Annotated in this window: 20 protein-coding genes and 1 pseudogene; 12 read left to right on the top strand and 9 right to left on the bottom strand. The window is 65.9% G+C overall.

Features of this window, described 5'->3' with window-relative positions; all coding sequences use genetic code 11:
• Window position 1: 1 nt before the first annotated feature.
• From AC56K1_RS15360 to AC56K1_RS15320, 9 genes are all read left to right on the top strand, one after another.
• Window positions 2–859, top strand: a complete 858-nt coding sequence (locus AC56K1_RS15360; RefSeq protein WP_497158666.1) for a TPM domain-containing protein — start codon at window positions 2–4, stop codon at window positions 857–859.
• Window positions 859–1,368, top strand: a complete 510-nt coding sequence (locus tag AC56K1_RS15355) for a TPM domain-containing protein (RefSeq protein ID WP_497158665.1) — start codon at window positions 859–861, stop codon at window positions 1,366–1,368. The genes AC56K1_RS15360 and AC56K1_RS15355 overlap by 1 nt, the downstream gene beginning before the upstream one ends.
• Before the next feature lie 64 nt (window positions 1,369–1,432).
• Complete coding sequence (locus tag AC56K1_RS15350) at window positions 1,433–2,014, top strand: helix-turn-helix domain-containing protein (protein WP_497158664.1); 582 nt, start codon at window positions 1,433–1,435, stop codon at window positions 2,012–2,014.
• Window positions 2,011–2,532: a GNAT family N-acetyltransferase gene (locus AC56K1_RS15345; RefSeq protein ID WP_497158663.1), complete on the top strand. Its 522-nt coding sequence runs from the start codon at window positions 2,011–2,013 to the stop codon at window positions 2,530–2,532. The genes AC56K1_RS15350 and AC56K1_RS15345 overlap by 4 nt, the downstream gene beginning before the upstream one ends.
• 3 nt (window positions 2,533–2,535) lie before the next feature.
• Window positions 2,536–3,117, top strand: a complete 582-nt coding sequence (locus AC56K1_RS15340; protein WP_497158662.1) for a cysteine hydrolase family protein — start codon at window positions 2,536–2,538, stop codon at window positions 3,115–3,117.
• A 79-nt stretch (window positions 3,118–3,196) separates the two neighbouring features.
• Window positions 3,197–3,961 carry an SDR family NAD(P)-dependent oxidoreductase gene (locus tag AC56K1_RS15335; protein ID WP_497158661.1) on the top strand — a complete coding sequence of 255 codons (765 nt, stop codon included), beginning with the start codon at window positions 3,197–3,199 and terminating at the stop codon, window positions 3,959–3,961.
• Between the two features lie 625 nt (window positions 3,962–4,586).
• A complete protein-coding gene (locus AC56K1_RS15330; protein ID WP_497158660.1) occupies window positions 4,587–4,853 on the top strand; it encodes a hypothetical protein in 267 nt (88 codons plus the stop codon).
• A 70-nt stretch (window positions 4,854–4,923) separates the two neighbouring features.
• On the top strand, window positions 4,924–5,325 hold the full coding sequence (locus AC56K1_RS15325; protein ID WP_497158659.1) for a VanZ family protein: 402 nt from the start codon (window positions 4,924–4,926) through the stop codon (window positions 5,323–5,325).
• 161 nt (window positions 5,326–5,486) lie between these two features.
• Window positions 5,487–6,050 carry a hypothetical protein gene (locus tag AC56K1_RS15320; RefSeq protein ID WP_497158658.1) on the top strand — a complete coding sequence of 188 codons (564 nt, stop codon included), beginning with the start codon at window positions 5,487–5,489 and terminating at the stop codon, window positions 6,048–6,050.
• 176 nt (window positions 6,051–6,226) lie between these two features.
• On the opposite strand, the gene AC56K1_RS15315 is transcribed toward AC56K1_RS15320, so the two are convergent.
• From AC56K1_RS15315 to AC56K1_RS15295, 5 genes are all read right to left on the bottom strand, one after another.
• On the bottom strand, window positions 6,227–8,053 hold the full coding sequence (locus AC56K1_RS15315; RefSeq protein ID WP_497158657.1) for a glycoside hydrolase family 2 protein: 1,827 nt from the start codon (window positions 8,051–8,053) through the stop codon (window positions 6,227–6,229).
• Window positions 8,050–9,138 (bottom strand): galactokinase, encoded by a 1,089-nt coding sequence (gene galK, locus AC56K1_RS15310; RefSeq protein WP_497158656.1) that lies wholly within the window; start codon window positions 9,136–9,138, stop codon window positions 8,050–8,052. The genes AC56K1_RS15315 and galK overlap by 4 nt, the downstream gene beginning before the upstream one ends.
• A gap of 2 nt (window positions 9,139–9,140) precedes the next feature.
• A complete protein-coding gene (locus AC56K1_RS15305) occupies window positions 9,141–10,244 on the bottom strand; it encodes a M24 family metallopeptidase (protein ID WP_497158655.1) in 1,104 nt (367 codons plus the stop codon).
• A complete protein-coding gene (gene galT / locus AC56K1_RS15300) occupies window positions 10,241–11,347 on the bottom strand; it encodes a galactose-1-phosphate uridylyltransferase (RefSeq protein ID WP_497158654.1) in 1,107 nt (368 codons plus the stop codon). Before galT ends, AC56K1_RS15305 begins: the two co-directional genes overlap by 4 nt.
• Window positions 11,348–11,869: 522 nt before the next feature.
• Window positions 11,870–13,408, bottom strand: a complete 1,539-nt coding sequence (locus tag AC56K1_RS15295; RefSeq protein ID WP_497158653.1) for a dipeptidase — start codon at window positions 13,406–13,408, stop codon at window positions 11,870–11,872.
• 140 nt (window positions 13,409–13,548) lie between these two features.
• Between AC56K1_RS15295 and AC56K1_RS15290 the strand changes: the two are divergent.
• A pseudogene (locus tag AC56K1_RS15290) lies at window positions 13,549–13,866 on the top strand (pirin family protein); the annotation flags it as partial.
• A 166-nt stretch (window positions 13,867–14,032) separates the two neighbouring features.
• The gene (locus AC56K1_RS15285) at window positions 14,033–14,416 is read left to right on the top strand and encodes a pirin-like C-terminal cupin domain-containing protein (protein ID WP_497158652.1); all 384 of its coding nucleotides are present in this window, start codon (window positions 14,033–14,035) and stop codon (window positions 14,414–14,416) included.
• Here AC56K1_RS15285 and AC56K1_RS15280 read toward each other — a convergent pair.
• Window positions 14,402–14,797: a hypothetical protein gene (locus AC56K1_RS15280; RefSeq protein WP_497158651.1), complete on the bottom strand. Its 396-nt coding sequence runs from the start codon at window positions 14,795–14,797 to the stop codon at window positions 14,402–14,404. The two genes, AC56K1_RS15285 and AC56K1_RS15280, sit on opposite strands and share 15 nt — an antisense overlap.
• 360 nt (window positions 14,798–15,157) lie before the next feature.
• Here AC56K1_RS15280 and AC56K1_RS15275 point away from each other — a divergent pair, with 360 nt between their 5' ends.
• On the top strand, window positions 15,158–16,180 hold the full coding sequence (locus AC56K1_RS15275) for an asparaginase (RefSeq protein WP_497158650.1): 1,023 nt from the start codon (window positions 15,158–15,160) through the stop codon (window positions 16,178–16,180).
• Between the two features lie 10 nt (window positions 16,181–16,190).
• On the opposite strand, the gene AC56K1_RS15270 is transcribed toward AC56K1_RS15275, so the two are convergent.
• From AC56K1_RS15270 to AC56K1_RS15260, 3 genes are all read right to left on the bottom strand, one after another.
• On the bottom strand, window positions 16,191–17,048 hold the full coding sequence (locus tag AC56K1_RS15270; protein WP_497158649.1) for a hypothetical protein: 858 nt from the start codon (window positions 17,046–17,048) through the stop codon (window positions 16,191–16,193).
• A 153-nt stretch (window positions 17,049–17,201) separates the two neighbouring features.
• On the bottom strand, window positions 17,202–17,891 hold the full coding sequence (locus AC56K1_RS15265; RefSeq protein WP_497158648.1) for a fumarylacetoacetate hydrolase family protein: 690 nt from the start codon (window positions 17,889–17,891) through the stop codon (window positions 17,202–17,204).
• Window positions 17,892–17,946: 55 nt separating this feature from the next.
• A complete protein-coding gene (locus AC56K1_RS15260; protein WP_497158647.1) occupies window positions 17,947–20,697 on the bottom strand; it encodes a GAF domain-containing protein in 2,751 nt (916 codons plus the stop codon).
• Between the last annotated feature and the right edge of the window lies 1 nt (window position 20,698).

The raw sequence follows: 20,698 nt of genomic DNA, 5'->3' as shown, positions 1-20,698 counted from the left end.
GATGCGTGCGTTTTCAAAGGGCCCTTTCCTGCACTCGCTCTGGGCCCTGCTGCTCGCCTGCATCCTGGCCAGCCCGGCATTCGCCCAGCTCAAGCCGGTCCCTGCACTGAGCGGTCGCGTGGTTGACCAGGCCGGCATGCTCGACGCCGCCCAGCGCGAACGACTGACCGCTGTGCTGGCCGATTACGAGGCCCGCACCGGCAGCCAGATCGCCGTGCTGCTGGTCAAGTCGACCGAGCCGGAAGCGATCGAGCAGTACAGCATCCGCGTCTCCGATGCCTGGAAGCTGGGCCGCAAGGGCGTCGACGATGGCGTGCTCTTGATGGTCGCGGCTAATAACCCGAGTTCGCTGCGCCGGCTGCGCATCGAGGCCGGGCGCGGCGTGCAGGGCGTGCTCACCGACGCGCAATCGAAACGCATCCTGCAGGATGTGATCGCGCCGCATTTTCGCCAAAATCATTACTACGAAGGACTGGTCGCTGGCGTCGGCGCCATCGCCACGTTGCTGAACAAGGAAGCCTTTCCGGCTCCGGCACAACGGCAGGTGCCCCCGAGCCAGCTCCAGCAGGATAACGGAGGAGGAGGTTTTTCGATGTTCACCATTCTTGCAATCGTGATTGGTTTTACCCTGTTGCGTGCGATATTCCGCCCGCGCCGCAGCCGGCTCTCCCCGGGTCATTGGGGCCGTAGCAGCAGTGGCCTGGGCAATGTCGCGACCGGTATTATCCTCGGCAATGTCCTCGGCGGCCTGGGCCGCGGCGGTGGCGGTTTCAGCAGTGGTGGTGGGGGATTCGGTGGCGGCGGCTTTTCGGGCGGCGGCGGCAGCTTTGACGGCGGCGGCGCCTCGGGAGATTGGTAATGGGTATGGGACAACGCATTGAGCGCGCATGGCGCCATCTCACCAGCAGCAGCGCCGAAGCCAAGCGGGCTTTCCCTGAAGCGACGCTCAGCGCCCTCAGCGAAGCCATCACGGTAGGCGAACAGACCCACCGCGGCGAAGTGCGGCTGATCGTCGAGAAGGCCCTGCCCTTCGATGATGCCTGGGATGGCGTAACCAACCGCCAGCGCGCGCTGGCGCTGTTCGCCGACTATGGCCTCTGGGACACGGAAGACAATTGCGGCGTGCTCATCTACGTCAACCTGGCCGAGCACAAGGTGGACATCGTGGCCGACCGCGGCATCGACCGCAAGATCGACAGCGCCACCTGGCAGGCGGTGTGCCAGACCATGACCGCTGGCTTCAAGGCGGGCCAGTTCCATGATGCGACGCTGGCGGCCGTCAGGCAGGTGAACGAATTGCTGCGGCAGCACTTCCCAGCCAATGGCTCGCGTGCAAATGAATTGCCGGACAAGCCCCTGATGCTGTAAGCAAGGGTTCAGTCAGCCCAAAAATCCAGTATACAGGAATTATTATTCCTATATACTGGATGTCGTGGATATCAATCAACTCATCGCTTCCCGCTTGCGTGAACTGCGCGATGCGCAGGGCCTAACGCTGGCGGCCCTGGCCGACCGGAGCGGTGTCAGCCGTTCGACCATCTCGCTCATCGAGCGCGGCGAAAGCAGCGCGACCGCAACCGTGCTCGACAAGCTGAGCGCCGCGCTGGGCGTCACCCTGGCCTCGCTCTTCGAACAGCCCCGTGCTGCGCCCTCCCCCGTATCGCGCCGCCAGGACCAGCCGGTGTGGACCGACCCGGGTTCCGGCTATGTGCGCCATCAGCTTTCGCCGGCCGCGTATTCGCCGATCCAGCTGGTGGAAGTCGATTTTCCTGCGCGGCAGCGCGTGGCCTACGAAACGGCGGCGCGCAACGTCGACGTCTACCAGCAGGTCTGGATCATCGAAGGCACGATGGAATTGACCGTGGGCGACACCCCCTGGCGCCTCGCCACGGGCGACTGCATCGGCATGCGGCTCGACCAGCCAATCGTCTTCCACAACCCGACCGATGTTCCGGCGCGCTACCTCGTCGCCCTCGTCTCGCAGGCGCACAAACCTTCCAGGAAAGAAGAATGACGAACCCTTGTTGCGTACGCCGGCTCGATGCGAGCGAGGCGGCAGCCTGCACCGGGCAACTGGCCGACGTGCTCCTCGACTGCGTCGAGGGCGGCGCCTCGGTGAGCTTCATGCTGCCCATGAAGCGCGAGACGGCGCTGCGCTTCTGGCAGGATGTGGCCGATGGCGTGGCCCACGGTGAGCGCACGCTGCTGGTGGCCGAGGACGATCACGGCATTGCCGGCACCGTCCAGCTGGTCACCGGGATGCCCGAGAACCAGCCGCATCGCGCCGACGTCGCCAAGCTGCTGGTGCACCGCCGCGCGCGCCAGTCCGGTATCGGCCAGCGCCTGATGCAGGCAGTGGAAGAGGCCGCCCGCGCGCAGGGCAGAAACGTACTGGTGCTCGACACCGCGGATGCGGGCGCGGCGCGCCTGTACGAGCGCCTGGGCTGGCAGCGGGTCGGCGTGGTGCCGGACTACGCGCTGATGCCGAACGGCCAGTCGTGCGCAACCACCTTCTTCTACAAGCATGTGTGAGGCATGCAGCTACCTGAAAGGAACACCGTGGACAAGCCAGGCGCATTGATCGTCATCGATATGCAAAAGGGCATGCGCTTCGACAGCCTGCCGGCCCGCAACAACCTTGACGCGGAAGACAATATCGCCCGCCTCCATGCCGCATGGCGCCGTGCCGGGTTGCCGGTGGTGAGCGTGCGCCACATCAGCCGGTCACCGTCGTCCGTGTTCGCGCCCGGACAAGCCGGTGTCGAATTCCAGGAGCGGTTCCTGCCTTTGGCGCATGAGCATGTGATCGAGAAAAATGTCCCGGATGCCTTTGTGCAGTCCGGGCTGGAACGGTGGCTGCATGCGCGCGGCATCCGGCAGCTCGTGATCGTTGGCGTGAGCACGAACAATTCGGTTGAAGCAAGCGCGCGCACGGCCGGCAACCTGGGTTTTGCCACCACCGTGGTGTCGGATGCGACGTTTGCGTTCGAAAAGCAGGATTTCGGCGGGACCTGGCGCAGTGCCGAGGAAGTACACCTGATGGCGCTGGCGAATCTGCATGGCGAGTATGCCGAGGTGCGCAGCACGGAGGATGTGCTGCGCGAACTCGCTTCCTGATTGATGCAGCAAGCCTACTCCTTCCGCTTTGAAGCGCCGATTCGCTACAATTGCCGTTTGCCTATTACGAAAGCCCGCCATGAGACTAGCCGACAAAACCGCGATCATCACCGGCGCCAGCCAGGGGATCGGCCTGGCCTGCGCCCAGCGCCTGGTGCAGGAAGGCGCGCGCGTGATGCTCGTCGATATCCGTCCCGAAGGCGCCGCTGCCGCTGCGACCTTGGGCGAGGCAGCGCGCTTTTACCAGGCCGACGTGGGCATCAAGGCCGAGGTCGACGCCATGATGGCGGCCACGCTGGCGGCCTTCGGCCAGGTCGATATCCTCATCAACAATGCCGGCGTGACCCATGCGGCCGATTTCCTCGACCTGGAAGAAGACGATTTCGACCGCGTGCTGCGGATTAACCTGAAGTCGATGTTCCTGTGCAGTCAGGCTGCTGCCCGCGAGATGGTGAAACGCCAGAGCGGCTGCATCATCAATATGTCGAGCGTCAATGCAGAGCTGACCATCCCGAACCAGGTGCCGTATGTGGTGTCCAAGGGCGGCGTGAACCAGCTCACGCGCGTGACCGCCATCAGCCTGGCCCAGCACGGCATCCGCGTGAACGCGATCGGGCCGGGCACGATCCTGACCGAGCTGGCCAAGAAAGCCGTGCTCGGCAGCCCGGAGGCGCGCCACACCATCCTGTCGCGCACCCCGCTCGGCCGCTGCGGCGAACCGGAAGAAATCGCCTCGATCGCCGCCTTCCTGGCGAGCAGCGATGCCTCGTACATGACCGGCCAGACGCTGTATGCCGACGGTGGACGCATGGCGCTGAACTACACGGTGCCCGTACGCGACTAAGCGCCGCCAGCGGGGAATCAGCTGGAGATATGCGAAATGTCAATGTCTGGTATCAAAACTCGCAATTGGACATATATTTGGCAACGCAACATAATCGCACCTGTCTCCACTATTCTCCTCCAAGAAAATAGTTTTAAGCCCGCCTCGAGCGGGCTTTTTTTTGCCCGGAAATAAGCACGGTTGAAACGACAACGAGCGCGCGTCCTGCGCGACTTAGTTGAGATCACGCTATACAGGAAGGGTTCGCCAGGCCCCGTTCACCTTTGATCCAGGTCACGGCGTGGTCACAATAAGCCCATATACTTTGAATCTACTGCGATACACGCAACCGATATGCGTGATCCCAGCAGGTGTGTTGCACCGACGTGCAGCACACCCACCGAACACGTGTCTCTTGGCCCGATCTTGGGTTGTGCCCGTCAGCTCCTGGCGGGCATTTTTTTCAAATGCACAACATGCCAATATAAATCCTCCCACAGGGCTTGAAGCTGCGCGAGATTTAGCTATGATGAAGCTCCCGCCCTGCTTTTTCTCATCCGTAGGGTGCCGGACAACACGATAACAGGGAGCCTGTCCTATGAGTTTACGTGCATCCGAGTCATATTCGCATCCGCCCGAGCCAGTCATGTGCCGCCGTCACGATGCCGACGGCAACCTGGTCCTCGTCGAACTCAATCCCCTGGCCGTCATCGATCAGCCCGATGACGCGAGCATGCCGCTGGATTTGCTGAGCTTTGGCAGCGTGCGCGAAATCTGCCCCAAATGCCAGCACACCCATCTCAAGCTCGTGCTGCGCCAGACCAGCGTGCGCATGGCACACCTCTTCTGCGCCGATTGCGAAAGCTGCTTCGACGCGCAATACACCAACGGCGCCCCGGCGCTGACGATTTAATCAGCCGGACGGGTGTGGCCGGATGGCCGGCAGGCATGGTATCGTTGGCGTTTGCCAACGCACCGACGTCATGCCCGCTATCCTGTCCTACCTGCTGCTCGACCCCCGCCTGCGCAGCGCCCGCCTCGGCCTGGCCCTGGTGGTCTATGCGGGCGTGATCGTCGCCGGATCGATCCCCGGAGCGCGCGCCGAAATCGGCGAGTACGCGCCGGGCGTCGTGCTGCACGGCCTCACCTATGCCTTCCTGACCCTGCTGTGGTTCCTCGGCAGCACCGGAAGCGGGCCGGTGCGCGCCGTCAAGGCGGTGCTGGCGATCGCCCTGATGGGCGCCGGCGACGAGCTGGTGCAAAGCTTCCTGCCCTACCGCTCGGGCGACATGCGCGACTGGATGGTCGACGTCACCGCCGCACTGCTGACCAGCACCCTGCTGGCCGTGTTCTTGCCGCAACGCGACCCGGTGCGCCCGCACTGACAAGCGGTTTCCCCAGAAATCCGCCGGCCTCATGGCTTCTTTGATACAGCTCAGGTTTAACCCGGTTCAGCTGGAACGCTGACGCGCTTCCCGCCTCTTACCAGAGGTGGCACGCTGCATCGTCACGCATCCCACTGAACATCCATTACAAGGAGTTAATCATGAAGCAAAAACACCAGAGCGTGATCCTGGCGGGCTTGCTGGCTGTGGCGCTGGGCCTGTCCGGGTGCGCCGGCACGCAGGGCGACAAGGGCGGCGAGTCATCCACCAGCAGCGGCATGTCCGGCAGCTCGAGCGGTGCAACCGGCACTACCGGTTCCAGCAGCGGCACCTCCGGCAGTTCCGGCACGTCCGGCAGCAGCGGCACCGGCTCGACCGGCTGGGATCAGTCGGGCACCTCCGGCACCAGCGGCAGCACGGGCACCTCCGGCAGCATGGGCGCCACCGGCGCGCAGGCGGGCGCCGCAACCAGCGCCAGCGCGAGCCCGAACAGCACCGTGCTGGCAATCGAGGTCATCCCGCGCGCAAGCGGCAGTGCCGGCAGCTCGGGCAGCGCCGGCAGCACGGGCGCGAGCGGAACAGCCGGCGCCACCGGCAGCGCCAACTCCTACCGCGTCACCGTGCGCATGGACGACGGCAGCATCCAGGTCGTCACGCAAAACCCCACGCCCGACTTCCGCAGCGGCGACCGGGTAAACGTGACCAGCGGCGTCATCCAGCACTAGCCCCGGCGGCCGGGCATGCAGCATGCGGGGCTTGGCAGTGGCCGGCTCACGCCGGCTGCCTGCCGGGCGCCCGTATCCGTTGCTACCCGCATAAAAAAACGCGCACCATCGGATGCGCGTTCGTGCAAAGCAGCCAGGCGCACCCGAGCGGGATGCGCCTTCGCGACGGTACCTGCTTACGGCATGCCCGTCCCACCCGGCAAGCCATCTCCTTCCGTCTCGATATCCTTCTTCTGCAGCGGCACGTTGCGCGTGGCGGCGCTGATCACCTCCAACGGCAGCTTCGGCGTGCGGTCGGCATTGAGCAGGCCGTTCGCTTCCTGGAAGGTATCGGTGAACTGGGTGTAGCAGAAGCCGCTGAACATGAAGGTTTCGTTCACCACCTGCAGCAGCCTGCGGTAGAGCGACGAGTAGCTCTCGGCGGTATGCGCGCGCGAATAGCCCCAGGTCGTCTTGTCGGCATCCGGATTCTGCTTCGGATCGTAGGCGATGCCGCCGAACTCAGTCAACACGATCGGCTGCCCGCGGTGTGGGAAACCATCCAGCGTCAGGATGCGCCCGCCCGGACGCCGTTGATCGAACAGGGTCCGCACCGGGTCGGTGACCGCATACCGCGCCTGCACCTTTTCCGGGTCGCAGTCGTAGTCGTGGATGCCGAGGATGTCGGTGGCCGACGCTTCCCAGCCGTCGTTGCCGATCACCGGCCGCGTCGAATCGAGCGTGCGCGTCAGGTGATACAGCGCCTCGACCGCATTGCGGTGCGCCTGGGTCAGCGTCAGGTTCGGCACGCCCCAGGACTCGTTGAAGGCCACCCAGACGATGATGCAGGGGTGGCTGTAGTCGCGCTGGATCGCCTCGGTCCATTCGCGCACCATGCGCGTGATGGCCCGCGAGCTGAACCGGTAGGCAGACGGCATCTCTTCCCACACCAGCAGGCCGAGCCTGTCGGCCCAGTACAGGAAGCGCGGGTCCTCGATCTTCTGGTGCTTGCGCACGCCGTTGAAGCCCATCAGCTTGACCAGTTCCACGTCGCGCTTGAGGTGCGCGTCCGAGGGCGCCGTCATGAAGGATTCCGGCCAGTAGCCCTGGTCGAGCACCAGGCGCAGCTGGTAAGGACGGCCGTTGAGCATGAAGCGGTCGCGGTTGATCGAGACCGAGCGCAGCGCCGTATATGAACGGATGCGGTCCAGGATCTGGTCACCGCAGCGCAGCGTCACCTCGGCGTCCAGCAAGGTCGGGCGTTCCGGGCTCCACAGGATCTCGTTGCGCGAGTCGTCGATGCCCGGGTCTGACAAGGCGATCTTGCGGTTGGCTTCGCCTCCCAGCAGCTTGTAGTAATCGTCTGCCAGCAATTGCTCGCCGTGCCAGATCTTGACTTCGACGAACAGCTCTTGATGGGTATGGCCGGCGGCAAACACCTCGCAGCCGATTTCATAGGTTTCGAAAATCGGGGTCCAGCGCAGCGAGGCGATATAGGTGTCTTCCACCTGCTCCACCCAGACGGTCTGCCAGATGCCGGTGGTGCGCGGATACCAGATCGAGTGCGGCTCGAGCAGCCAGTCCTGCTTGCCGCGCGGCTTGGCCAGGTCGGCCGGGTCGTCTTCGACGAATACGGTCACCACCTGCCTGCCGCTCTCGCTCATGGCGCCGGTGATGTCGGCCTGGAAGGGAGTGTGGCCACCTTCGTGCTCCACCACCAGGCGGCCATTGACCCAGACGCGTGCGCTATAGTCGACCGCGCCGAAATGCAGAATGGTGCGCTTGCCGTTGGGTACGAGCTCGAACTCGCGCTCGTACCAGACCGCGCGGTGGAAGCCCGTGTCCTGGATGCCGCTCAGTTTTGTTTCCACCGCGAAGGGCACGTTGATGTCGTGGGTCCACTCGGGTGCGTTGTCCGGCAGCCGGTAGACCAGCTCGTCGTCGAAGCAGAAGCGCCATTGTCCGTTCAAATTGATCCAGTTGTCGCGCACCAGCTGGGGACGGGGGTATTCAAACTGACTCATTGTTGTCCTTTCTGTTCAGTCGGGACCGGAACCAGGATCCGGCCCTCTCGTCCATGTTTGTTGTAGGCCACCAGCGTGGCGGCGGCCGCTTGTTGCGCCTGCCCTGCCCGGCACAATGCCACGCAGGCGCCGCCGAATCCGGCGCCGGTCAGGCGCGCTCCGAACACGCCGGGCTGGGCGCGCAACTGCTCGCACAGGTCGTCCAGCTCGGGGATCGATACTTCGTAATCGTCGCGCAGGCTGAAATGCGAGGCGTTCATCAGTTCGCCGAAGCGCTCGGCGCTGACGCCATCGGCCGCTTCGAGCACACGTAAATTTTCCTGCACCACATGGCGGGCACGCTCGCGCATCGGCGACGGCAGGCTCTCCACGCTGGCTGGGTCGGTCACGTCGCGCAGCGCATGCACGCCGAGCGTACGCGAGGCTTCCTCGCACTCGGCGCGCCGTTCGTTGTACTTGCTGGCGGCGAGCTTGCGCGCGATGCCCGAATCGACCACGATCAATTCGGTCCCGGGCGGCATTTTCACCAGCCGGTGCTCGAGCGTGCGCGCGTCGATGAACAGCATGCTGGTCTCGTCGGCCAGGCTCGATGCCATCTGGTCCATGATCCCGCAGTTCACGTGCGCATACTCGATCTCGGCGCGCTGGGCGATCTGCGCCAGCCTGACGTCGTCGAGTTCGAAGCCGAGCAACGCCCGCATGGCGCGCAGCGTCGCCACCTCGAGCGCGGCCGAGGACGACAGCCCCGAGCCCACCGGCAAATTGGTATCGACATAGATGCGCAGCGGCGGCACCTTGATGCCTTCAAGCTGCACCAGCCGGATGCAGCCCTCGATATAGCTGCCGAAGCCCTGCGGCGCATTGCCTTCGTAGGCGAAGGTGACGGTATGGTCGAAAGTCGGCGAATAGAAATGGAAATGGTCGTCGCCGCTGCGGCTCATCGCCACCAGCGTGCGCTGCGGGGTCGCGACCGGCAGCATGAAGCCATCGTTGTAGTCGGTATGTTCGCCCAGCAGGTTGACGCGCCCGGGGGCCGACGCGTTCACTTCCGGCGCGCCGCCAAAGAAGGTGTCGGTATTGAGCATGTTTATGCCTCCAGCCAAAGGGGCCGCATGCGGCCATGTACGTCCGCCGCCGGCCAGCCGGGGTCGAACGTGAGATTCTCGAGCCCTTCCGGGCCGAGCAGGAAAGTGTCTTCGATCTTGACGCCCGTGAAGCTCGGGTTGAATGCAAAGGCCATGCCTTCTTCGAGCAAGGTTGCGGTGCTCGGGCTGGCCACGATCTCGCGCGCCCGGTAGCCGGTGATGCCGCCCTGGTGGTGCTCGCGGATCGCCGCCTCGCGGTCGGCGTGCTTGTACGCGGCGTCCAGCGCGTGATACACGGCCGACAGCGACATCCCCGGCCGCGCGGCCGCCAGGCCGGTGGCCTCGACTTCCATCAGCGCGCGCTGCTCGTCGAGCGGCGCCGGCCCGAAGCTCACGAAGCGCGTCAGGTTGGCATACAGGCCGTGGCGGCGCGCGCAGAACACCAGCATCGCGTGCTGGCCGATCGGATCGTGCGAGGGCACCGGATGGCGCCAGGCCGGCAGGCGCCGTTCGCCGGCCACCAGCACCAGCGCCGGATGGATGCCGCGCCGCCAGAGCGCATGCGCGCCGGCGCCGGCCAGCTGGAATTCGGTCCAGTCGGGGCGCGCCTGGCGCAGGGTTTCGCTCATCGCTTCGGCCGCTTCCCGTCCCAGCATGCGATAGCGTTCGCGCTCGCCCGCGCCCAGCACCAGGCGGCGCTGGCGCAGCGCGTTCGGCAGCGGCTGTTCGCTGGATTTCGCTCCGGCCTCGGGACGGTCCGACAGGATGGCGCGCCCCGCCGCCGCGTTCTGCACGTAGCGTTCGCGCAGGTCGGGCTCGGCCCAGGGCTCGGCATGGAAGGTGAAGCCATCGGGGACTTCTTCGGCGCGCAGGCGCTCGGCTTCGATGGCATCGGTCAGGATGCAGGCCTCGTCTGGCGTGACCAGTACTTCGGCCACGCCATGGTCGGTCGTGTGCAGCACGGCGCTGGAGCCGCCCGCGGTGATCCAGGCGAACCAGTCGACGCCGCGCAGGCGCAGCGCGCCGGCATCGGCCGCCGCCAGGTGCGAACGCAGCAGCGCCAGCTTGTCCGCGACCTCGGCCGCGCGTGATTGGCTTGCCGTCATCCGCGCGCCTCCAGGTGTTCGTCCAGGCTCACTTCCACCTGCTGCAGTTCGTAGGCGGTGGTTTCGGGCAGCACGTCCATCGCGAACATGCCCGCCGCCAGCTCGGTGCCGGCCAGGTATTTCAGGCGGTCTTTGGTGCGGTAGGGCGGATAGAACTGGGCATGCAGCTGGGTCTCGGGATGCTCGGCGCCGTCGGTGGGCGCCTGGTACCAGGCCATCAGGTAGGGGAAAGGCCGGTTCCACAGTGTCTCGAACTTGAGCAGCACGGTCTTGAGCGCACGCGCCAGCCCGGAGCGCTGCGCCGGCGTGAGCGCGGCGAAGTCCTTGCACGGGGCGGTCGGCATCACCCACACCTCGTAGGGATAGCGCGCGCAGGCCGGCACGATGGCGATCGCATGCTCGTCCTGGTAGAGCACGCGCTTGCCGTCGGCCGCTTCGTCGCGCGCCATGTTGCACAGCAGGCTGCTGCCGTGCTGCAGGAAGTATTCGCGCTCCTGCGCCAGCATCCGCGCCGGCACCGCCGGCACGAACGGGTAGGAATAGATCTGGCCGTGCGGATGGTGCAGGGTCACGCCGACCTCGGCGCCGCGGTTCTCGAAGGGCAGCACGTAATGGATGTGCGGGTGGGCGCCAATGCGCCGGGTGCGGTCGCCCCAGACGGCCAGCAGCAGCTCGATGCGCGACAGCGGCAGCGAAGCCAGCGCCGCATCGGCCTTCTGGGTAAACACCACCACTTCGCAGTGGCCGTTGGCGGGTGCGGCCGGCACCGTCACGCTGGGCGGGTCATGCGACTCCAGCGCCAGCGAAGGAAAACGGTTGTCGAACACGGCGATCTCGTAGTCGCCGGCCGGCATTTCGGTCGGGTGTTCGGGGTCGCTCATGGGCGCCAGCGGGTTGTACTGCGGCGGCGGCTGATAGGTGCGGTTCTGGCGGAAGGCGGCGTAAGTCACCCACTCGCCGCGCAGCGGATGCCAGCGCAGGTGCGGGTTGGCATGCTGGGGTTCGGCGAACGGGCTGGGTGCGGTAATACCGTCCGGAATCGGCTGGTTGCTGTAGAGCGTAATATTGCGTCCGTCCGGCTTCTTGAGATCTTGGCTGTGCATGGCATCCAAAAATGTCGGCAATCGGCGCGAACAAGCACCAGCCACAGCCGGTGTGCCCACGTTCCAGGACCGATCCTAACATGGTGATTTCGCCACATTTTCCTGCGGGTATTGATGCATTTTCCGGGCGTCAACGACACCATGCCGCAGCCCCACACCGCCATAGGCAAGCCGCCCTTTCCCGCCTAGGGAAAGGCCATATTCGGCCCGCCGAATCCAGCCCTCATGTAATCCCAGTCCTACAGCAGGACCAGATTTTTTGCCAGGTTTTGGCGAGCAATTCGCCTACGAGCCGGGAGTGAAAATGGCAGAGTAAAAACATCCACGCCGGGTATCCCGCGCTGTCGCCGTGCGCGCTGAACGAGCCGCCATGCCGGATCGCGGAGGAAAAAAAACCGCTCGGCTTTCACTGAGCGGCTGCACCGCAAGCGCGGCGTTTCTGGTGTCGCCGCAATTCAGGCGGCCTTGCGGCGGCGGCCGAAGCCCAGGCCCGGGACGGCATTGACGGGCCGTGCAGCTGCCTTACTTGGCCAGCTCCACCAGCACCGCCGTGTACATCTGCAAATTCAGCAGCAGCTGCTTCTCGGTGATGAACTCATGCTCCGAGTGGCCGGTATATACCTTGCCCGGCATGCCCGGACCAAAACTCACCGCTCCCGGGAACAGGCGCGAATTGGTGCCGCCGCCGATCGCCACCGGTTTCGGGTCTTTCATGCCGGTGAAGTAAGAGAACACCCCCATCAGGGTCGGCAGATGCGGTGCGCCTTTTTGCACCCAGGGCTCGTTGATGCGCACGGTGACGTTCGCCAGCGGCAGCTGGCGGCTCTGCCACTGGGCCAGCGCGGCATTGACTTCGGCCGTGAGCTGCTCGGTGCTCTTGCCCTGCGGGCGGCGCAGGTTGATCGACACCTCGATGCCGTCCTCGCGCTGCCGCAGCACGGTCGGCGAGAAGGTCATCGGCCCCATGAAGCCATCACGGTAGGCGACATTGCCGAACTTTTCACCATGGATGCCGGTGCCGACCATCTCGTTCAGATAGTTCACCACTCCGCCCGCGGTCGTGTTGACCCAGGGGCGCACCGCCAGCGCATCGGCCAGCATGCTCACCGCGTTGATGCCGTCTTCCGGCTTGGATGAATGGGCCGAGACGCCCTTCGCCGTGATTTTCAAACTGCGCGCCAGGTTGCTGCCTTCCCAGGCGAAGCTGTACTGCATGCCTTCCTGTTTCGCGCCGCGGGCGCGCACCTGCTTTTCGATCTCCGGCGTCGCGTTGGCGATCACCGCGTTCGCGTCTTCCGGAATCTGGCTGCCGAAGAAGCCGCCGGCGAATTGCGCCACATACGGCTCGCCTTCCGGCGGCGTCGCCGCGCCCTGCCTGGGCACCGTCACCGCCACCGTGCCCGAACCCTTTTCGGCGATCACCGCCGGGTATTCGGCGTCCAGGGTGATGTTGACCTGCGGCGGCTGGTGGGTCTTGAGGAATTCAGTCAGCGGGGCCCAGTCGGATTCCTCGCCCATGTACACATACAGCTCGATGCGCTTCGAGAGCGGCACGGCGCGATCGCGGATCGACCTCATCGCGTACAGCGCGGTGGCGATCGGGCCCTTGTCGTCTTCGGCGCCGCGGGCCAGCAGCTTGCCCGGCTCGCTGGTGCGGTCGAGCACGAAGGGCGACTTCTTCCACTTGCTGGCGTCCACCGGCTGCACGTCGCCGTGGGTGATGACGCCGACGCGCTCCTCGCCCTTGCCCAGCCCGATGACCACGGTCCAGCCATGGTCGGTGTAATCCAGGCCCAGGCGCGTCGCTTCAAGCTTCAAGGCTTCCTTGAAGGCGATGTGGACCGGGTTCTTGTCGGACGGGACGGCCTTGTCGGCCACCGTGTTGTAGCTCACCAGTTTGGCCAGCGTGTCGACCAGGTCCTTGCGGTAGGTGGTCACCGCATACTTCGCGGTCTTGACGGCGGCCTCGCTCGGCGGCCTGGTCGCGGCGTTCGCGGGCGTCGCGCCTGCAGTAGCAAAGGACGCCAGCAGCAGGCTGGCAAGCAGGGTCTTCTTGATCATGGGCGCCGTCTCCGGTTGTAAAAGCGCGGTTGCAAAAGCGCTGGTTGCAAAGGCGCAAGAAGTCTAGCACAGGCCTGTACGCGCGCACGGCGGCGATCGGGTATCGTGAGGGCCATCCGACACACCACCAGCGCTCCTCCATGACCAATAGAACCGTTCACCGGCTGCACCCGGCAATGCGCGACGACATCGGCGACCTCATTACCCAGCGTCCCCTGCCCGCGCGCCATCTCGAGCAGATCGATCCCTTCCTGTTCCTGAACCACCACGGCCCGCAGACCTACCCGCCGCACAACCGCGGCCTGCCCTTCGGGCCGCACCCGCACCGCGGCTTCGAGACCGTCACCTTCATTTTGGAGGGCACGCTGGCCCACCGCGACAATGCCGGCTTTGAGAGCATCATCCACGCCGGCGGCGTGCAGTGGATGACGGCGGGGCGCGGCATCGTGCATGCGGAAGTGTCGCCGCGCGAATTCCTGGAAACCGGCGGCCCGATCGAGATCCTGCAGCTGTGGGTCAACCTGCCGTCACGGCTGAAGATGAGCGAGCCGGCCTATACGGGCCTGCAGCACGCGGACATCCCCGCCTTGCAGCTCGACGGCGGCAAGGTGACGATGAATTTGATTGCGGGGGGAATGGGAAGGCGCCAAGGGGCCGGTGCAGTCGCTCACCAATGTCTTCATGACGACGCTGCAGATGCGTACGGGGGGCAGCATCCGCGTCACCGGCCTGGAAGGCCGCAGCGTGTTCCTGTATGTGGCGCGCGGGGTGGTCCAGGTGGGCAACCATGCCGACATGGTCAGCCCGATGCACCTGGTGGAACTGGACGAATCGGGCGACAACCTGGAGATCCGGGCCGAACGCGATGCGCTGCTGGTGTTCGGCCATGCGGACCCGATCCGCGAACCGGTGGTGGCGCACGGCCCCTTCGTCATGACGACCCGCGAGGAAATCTCGCAGGCCATCAGCGACTACCAGGCCGGGCGCTTCGGATCAGCGTTGAGCTAGGGCGAGCTGGCGGCGGCCGTCGGCCGTGCTGATGCGCACGGTTTCCACCACGCGGCGGCGTTCTTCGAAGGCGAATCGCACGTCCTTGTTCATCGCCACGAAGCGGCCCGCCCCGATGTGGACGATCTCGACCGGACCGTCGCCCAGGTCGGCATACACCGTCTTTTGCCTGCCGGTGATCTTGCCGGTGATTTCCAGCATGCGGCCGTCATCGAGCTCGTAGTGGCCCATCATGCGGTCGAACAGGAAGGGCGCCATCTGGGTGCGCGCGGCCTGCGCACCGACCACGGTGACGCGTTCGGTGCCAGCGCCTTGCGGCGCGGCGCTTGCAGTAAGGGTCATGAAGGTGGCGGCGGCAGCCAGCAGCAGTTTGGTACGCATGATCGGTCTTCCTTTCGAGGGCGATTGAGGTCGGACCGGTGCGGCTGGATACTGCTGTGCGCGCGGTCCACGATATTCAGTATCACCAGCATCTATCTATGTTTGTCTGGCGATGGGAGAAGTGTAGCGAGACGCCGGGCGCGTTCAAGCGACATGTGCCGAAAGGCCGGAAAGACGGGACGAACTGCGTAAATCCGGGGATAGCCGGGAGGTGCATATACGTGCGGCCGCCAGACGTCTGCACGCAGTGCAGATGTCCCGAAAACGGTGTCTGCATACGTGACCGTGCGGGTGCGGAACGTGCGGCGGGCCAAGGTGCATATGCCTTACATTAGGACTTTATTCCAACCAAACCAGCCCATGCAACCGACTCCCCTCGCCGCCACCACGCGCGGCTACCCCGACCTTGAGAACGTCGTCGAAAATGTCCACCTCGGTTCGGTGGCGGTCGTCGACGTCCAGGGTCGCCTCCTGTTTTCCGCCGGCGATCCGCACTACCCCACCTTCACGCGCTCGGCCCTCAAACCCTTCCAGGCCCTGCCCTTCATGCTGTCGGACGGTCCCGCGCGTTTCGGATTGACGCGCGACGAACTGGCGCTGCTGTGCGCCAGCCACTCGGGCGAAGACATGCACCTGCAAGGCGTACAGTCCATCCTCGACAAGATCGGGCTCGATCCCGGCCACCTCGAATGCGGCTGCGCGACCCCGCTGTTCTACGAGTTCACGGGCCAGCGCGCGCCGGAGCAGGAATGGACGCCGCTGCACCACAACTGTTCGGGCAAGCACAGCGGCTTCCTGGCCTGGTGCCGCCTGCACGGCGCGCCCACCGCGAACTACGTCGATCGTGCGCATCCGCTGCAGCAGGCGATCCGCAGCACGCTGGCCGATGCCGTGGGCATGCCGGCGGAGGCCATGCCGACCGGAATCGATGGCTGCTCGGCGCCGAATTACGCAATGCCCCTGTCACGGTTGGCCCATCTGTATGCACGCCTCGGGCAAGGCAGTGCCGATCCGCAACTGGGCGGCGCCATGGGCGACTTGTATGAGGCCATGACGGCGCGCCCGGACCTGGTCTCGGGCACCGCGCGCACCGATTTGTCCTGGATGACGGCCGGCGGCGGCGACTGGGTGGCGAAGGTCGGCGCCGACGCGGTGCAGACCATCGGCATCCGTTCGGCGGGCCTGGGCATTGCGATCAAGATCGCCGACGGCAACAGCCGGGCCTTGCACCCGGCCGTCTACAGCGTGCTGGAACAACTCGGCTTGCTGATTGATGCCCGTCGCGCAGAGTTGGAGCAGTACCGCCAGCCGCTCATCCGCAACGCGCGCGGCGCGGTGGCGGGCGATATCCGGACGCTGTTCACGCTCACGCGCGAAGGCTAGGCGACGCCAGTCAGGCGGCCAAGCGGCGCAGCATTGCTGCAATGGCCGCGATCACGGTGTCGTCGGACCAGTAGTTGTTGTGGGCCAGCGGGTTCCAGCTGCGCAGCAGCACCCCGGCAACGCCGCCGCCGGCATTGATGGCGCGGTCTTCCACCAGGGCGCGGTAGCCGGCGGACAAGGGCTGCAGCGGCCAGCCCAGGATGTCGTCCGGGTCATAGAAGTTGATCCATTTGAACAGCGAAGTCGGGGGCGCGATCGGGATGATGTGCATCTCCTTGTGCGCGGCCACGAAAATGGGAATGTTGCAGCCGGTCGTGACCAGTCCCGCGCAGGCGCCGGCAGCGAGGAAGGTTTTTTCGCTGGCGGTCAGGGTGCGCCCAAGTGCGGTCGTGGCCCAGGCATCGATGTTGCGCCAGATGCCCGCCGCCACCGGCCTGCCCGCTTTCGCCTTCTGCGCATCGTAGATGTAACTCGACAGCACCTGGCCGCCAAGCGACTGCGCCACGAACACCACCGGCATGGAGGGACGGATCGCGTGGGCCGACAGCAGGGTCTTGGCGATCTCGCCCTGCGCCAGCTCGTAGACCGAGCCCGGGATCTCCTTGCGGTTCTCCAGCCCGGCCGCATCGCCAAAGCCGAACAGCACGAACTTGCGCAGGTCGCCATAGCGCACCGCGCTTCCCTTCTGGGTGCGGTCCCAGACGATGAGCTGGTTGTCCTGCAGGATCTTCTGGTAATACACGGAGCGCATCACCACCTTGCCCGCGACGGCGCCCAGCTGCCCGCGCACGCGCTCCATCAGAGCGTCCGCATACGTCGGCGGGGTTTCCCCCATCCCGTGCACCGTGATCAACGCCACTCCGGCCATGGCAGCCTCCCCCGAATGGCCGCATCTTGATCTGCTTGCGGCCCTTTTTTGATATCGATAGCCTATCAGTTTTCCGGGCTGTGCAGGCGGGTCAGATGGACGCACTGTTCGCTCACCATCAGCCCGTAGCGTGGACAGGAAAACCTGCCCACGCTACGAGATAGTCAACGCGAACTCCGTGACCCCCTCCACGCCACCGCGCACCTGGTCACCCGGCTTCAAGGCCGCCACACCCGCCGGCGTCCCCGTATAAATCACATCCCCCGCCTCGAGCTTCACCAGCCGCGACAAATGGCTGATCACATCCGCAATCGGCCAGATCATCTCATTGAGATTCCCCTCCTGCCGCAGCGCCCCATTCACCTCCAGCCAGATGCGCGCATCCTGCGGATGACCCAGCGTCGCCGCCGGAATCAAGGGACTGCACGGCGCCGACGCATCGAAGCCCTTGGCCATGTCCCACGGCCGCCCTGCATCCTTGGCGACCGCCTGCAAGTCGCGCCGGGTCAGGTCCAGCCCCACCCCATACCCCCACACCAGCGCCATCGCATTTTCAGGCGCGATGTCGACACCGCCCGCGCCCAGCGCCACCACCAGCTCGATTTCATGGTGCAGGTCCTGTGTCGCGGGCGGATACGGCACCGCGCCGCTGGCCGGGACCACCGCATCGGCAGGCTTGGTGAAGAAGAACGGCGGTTCTCGGCTTGGGTCGCTGCCCATCTCGCGCGCGTGGGCGCCGTAATTACGGCCGACACAGAACACGCGGCGGATAGGGAAACGGGTGTGGGAACCCGCCACGGCCAGCGAAGGCACGGCGGGTGCGGGGATGACGTAGATCGACATGCTGATCCTTTCATGGACGGGAGTCGCCCATGATAACCGCGCAGCGCGGCCGCTGTCAGGCAGTGCCGGCAGGCGCTTCGGAACGCGCCGCGGCGGCGCTGACCGATTCCAGTACCCGCACCAGCGCCGTCATGTCGACCGGCTTGACCAGGTGGTGGGCGAAGCCGGCGGCGATGGCGCGCTCGCGGTCCTTGGCCTGGCCATAGCCGGTGATCGCGACCAGCACGGTGCCGCTGGTTTCCGGCATCGCGCGCAGTTGCTGGGCGAGCTGGTAGCCGTCGACGTCGGGCAAGCCGATATCGACCAGCATGGCGTCCGGGCGCTCGGCCCGGGCCCGGCGCAGCCCGGAGCGCGCGTCGTACTCGACCGCAGTGTGATAGCCCTGCACGTTCAAGAGCGTGGACAGGCTGTCGGCAGCGTCGGCATTGTCGTCCACCAGCACCAGGCGCAGCGGCCGCGCCAGGGGCATGCCCTCTACGCTTTCCCGCGGCCCAGGGCTGTCGCCCGGGACGTCCAGCGCCGCGTCCACGCAGGGCAGCGCCAGCGTGAAGCGACTGCCGTGCCCCACGCCCTCGCTATGCGCCCCGACTTCGCCTTCGTGCAGCTCCACCAGGCGCTTGACCAGCGTCAGGCCCAGCCCCAGCCCGCCCTGCGAGCGCGCCAGCGTGCGTGCGCCTTGCGTGAACAGGTCGAACACGTTCGGCACCAGCTCGGCCGGCATGCCGGAACCGTTGTCGCTGACGGTGAGCAGCATGCGTGCGTCCATCGCTTCGAGCCTGAGCGCGATACGCCCGTCCTTCTGTGTGTACTTGGCGGCGTTGTTCAGGATGTTCGCGACGCTCTGCACCAGGCGGGTCTGGTCGCCGCGCACGTGCACCGGCCTGGACGGCAGCGCCACCTCGACCTGGTGGCCTTTTTCCGTGATGAGGGGACGGGCCTGGTCGAGCGCGCCGGAGACGATGTCGCGGAAGTCCACCACGCCCAGCTTGAGCTTGACAAGCCCGCGCGTGACGCGCGAGACGTCCAGCAGGTCGTCGATCAGGCGACTCATGTGGCGCACCTGGCGGCTGATGATGGTGGTGGTCTGCCGGATGCGCGGCTCGTCCTGGAACTGCATCGACAGCAGGCTGGCCGAGCTGCTGATCGGCGCCAGCGGGTTGCGCAACTCGTGCGCCAGCATCGCCAGGAATTCGTCCTTGGTGCGACTCAGGCGCTCGGCCTGGACGCGCGCGGCGCGTTCGCTTTGCAGCAGCGCGTCGCGCTCGAGCGCGGACTTCTGCGCCACCTCGTACAGGCGCGCATTATCCATCGCGATCGCCGCCTGCGCCGCAACGCCCGCGATGATGCGCTCGGTGCGCTCGGTGAAGACACCGGGTTCCGGATGGCCGAACAGCAGGCCGCCGAGCACCATGCCGGAACGTGACACCACCGGCACCGCCAGGTAGCTGCGCACATTCAGGCAGGACTGAGGCTGCCCTTGCGCGATGCCGCTCACAGCCCCTTGCGCCACATAGCGCGGGTCGCGCGTGATGTCGCTGCTGCGCACCGGTCCTTCGCCATCGAAGGTGGGGCGGAAGATGGCGGTCGAGCGCAGCCGGCCGAGCTGCTCGAATTCTTCGCGCGAGGCGCCCGACAGCGTGTACAGGTGCAGGCGCTCGCCCTGGTCGTCGTGCGCGTTGTAGAAAAAGCCGCCGAAGCGCGCCCCGGCCAGCTCGGTGCCGGCATCGGTGATCGCCTGCAGCAGGGTTTCGAGGTCGAGCGTCGACACCAGCGCCTGGCCGGTGCGGTTGAGCATCTCGAGCACGCGCTTTTCGTCGCGCAGCGATTCTTCCACGCGCGCCCGGCGCACGACTTCGCGGGTGTGGCGCGCCACGTCCTCTGCCAGCGCGATCTCCTGGTCGGTCCAGCGGCGCGGGCACTGCTCGTGCAGGAAGAAGACCGCGGCCAGGTGTCCTTCCTCGATCAGCGGCACGATCACCATCGCGCGCGCGCCGATGCTCGCATAGCCTTGCGCATAAGGCGCGGCGCGCTCGTCGAGCGCGATGTCGTCCAGCCGCAGGGTGCGGCCCTTGCGCAGCTGCGAGACGATCGCCGGGCCGAAGCTCTCCAGCGGGCGCGATTGGCCGGCCAGGCTGGCGATGCTGCCGTCGGTCCAGTCGCAGTCCACGCTGATGTTGCCCGCAAGGACGTCGATCTCGCCATAGCCGACCCGGGCCACGCCCAGGTAGTCGCCGGCCAGGCTGCTCGCCGCTTCCATGATGAGCGCGGTGTCCACCAGGGGCCGCAGGGCCTCGCTCAGTTTCAGGTGGAAGGCGTGGCGCTGCTCTGCCAGCACGCGCGAGGTGTTATCGGACAGGACGAAATACACGCCGATTACATTACCGTCGTGGCGCACGGGGGTGACCGAGGCCGATACATAGCGCCGCTCGATCTGGCCATTGCGGACCGGGTACATCAGCGCGTTGTCGACATGGACCGGCTGGCCGCCCAATGCGGCCATCACATAGGGCTGGACCTGTGGCCACAGCTCGGGCCGCACCAGCGGGAAGGGCTGGCCCATGGCTTCCGGATGCTTGTCGCCCAGCAACTCCGCATAAGCGTCGTTGTAGAACAGGCGCAGTTCAGGTCCCCAGGCAATAAACATCGGGAAGTGAGAGGCGACGATCAGGTCGGCACTGGCCTGCAAGCCTTTGGGCCAGCTGTCCGGTTTCACGGACGGAAATACCGGCCAGGGGCGCGCGGCGCCCGGGACCGGCAAGGCCATGCCAGCTTCCGGCAAGGAAGAGAAACTGCTTTGGATACTCATC

The organism is Telluria sp. ZB4P37 (assembly GCF_059685855.1).
Note: the sequence above shows the minus strand (reverse complement) of the source record. Positions and strands in the feature narration are given on the sequence as shown.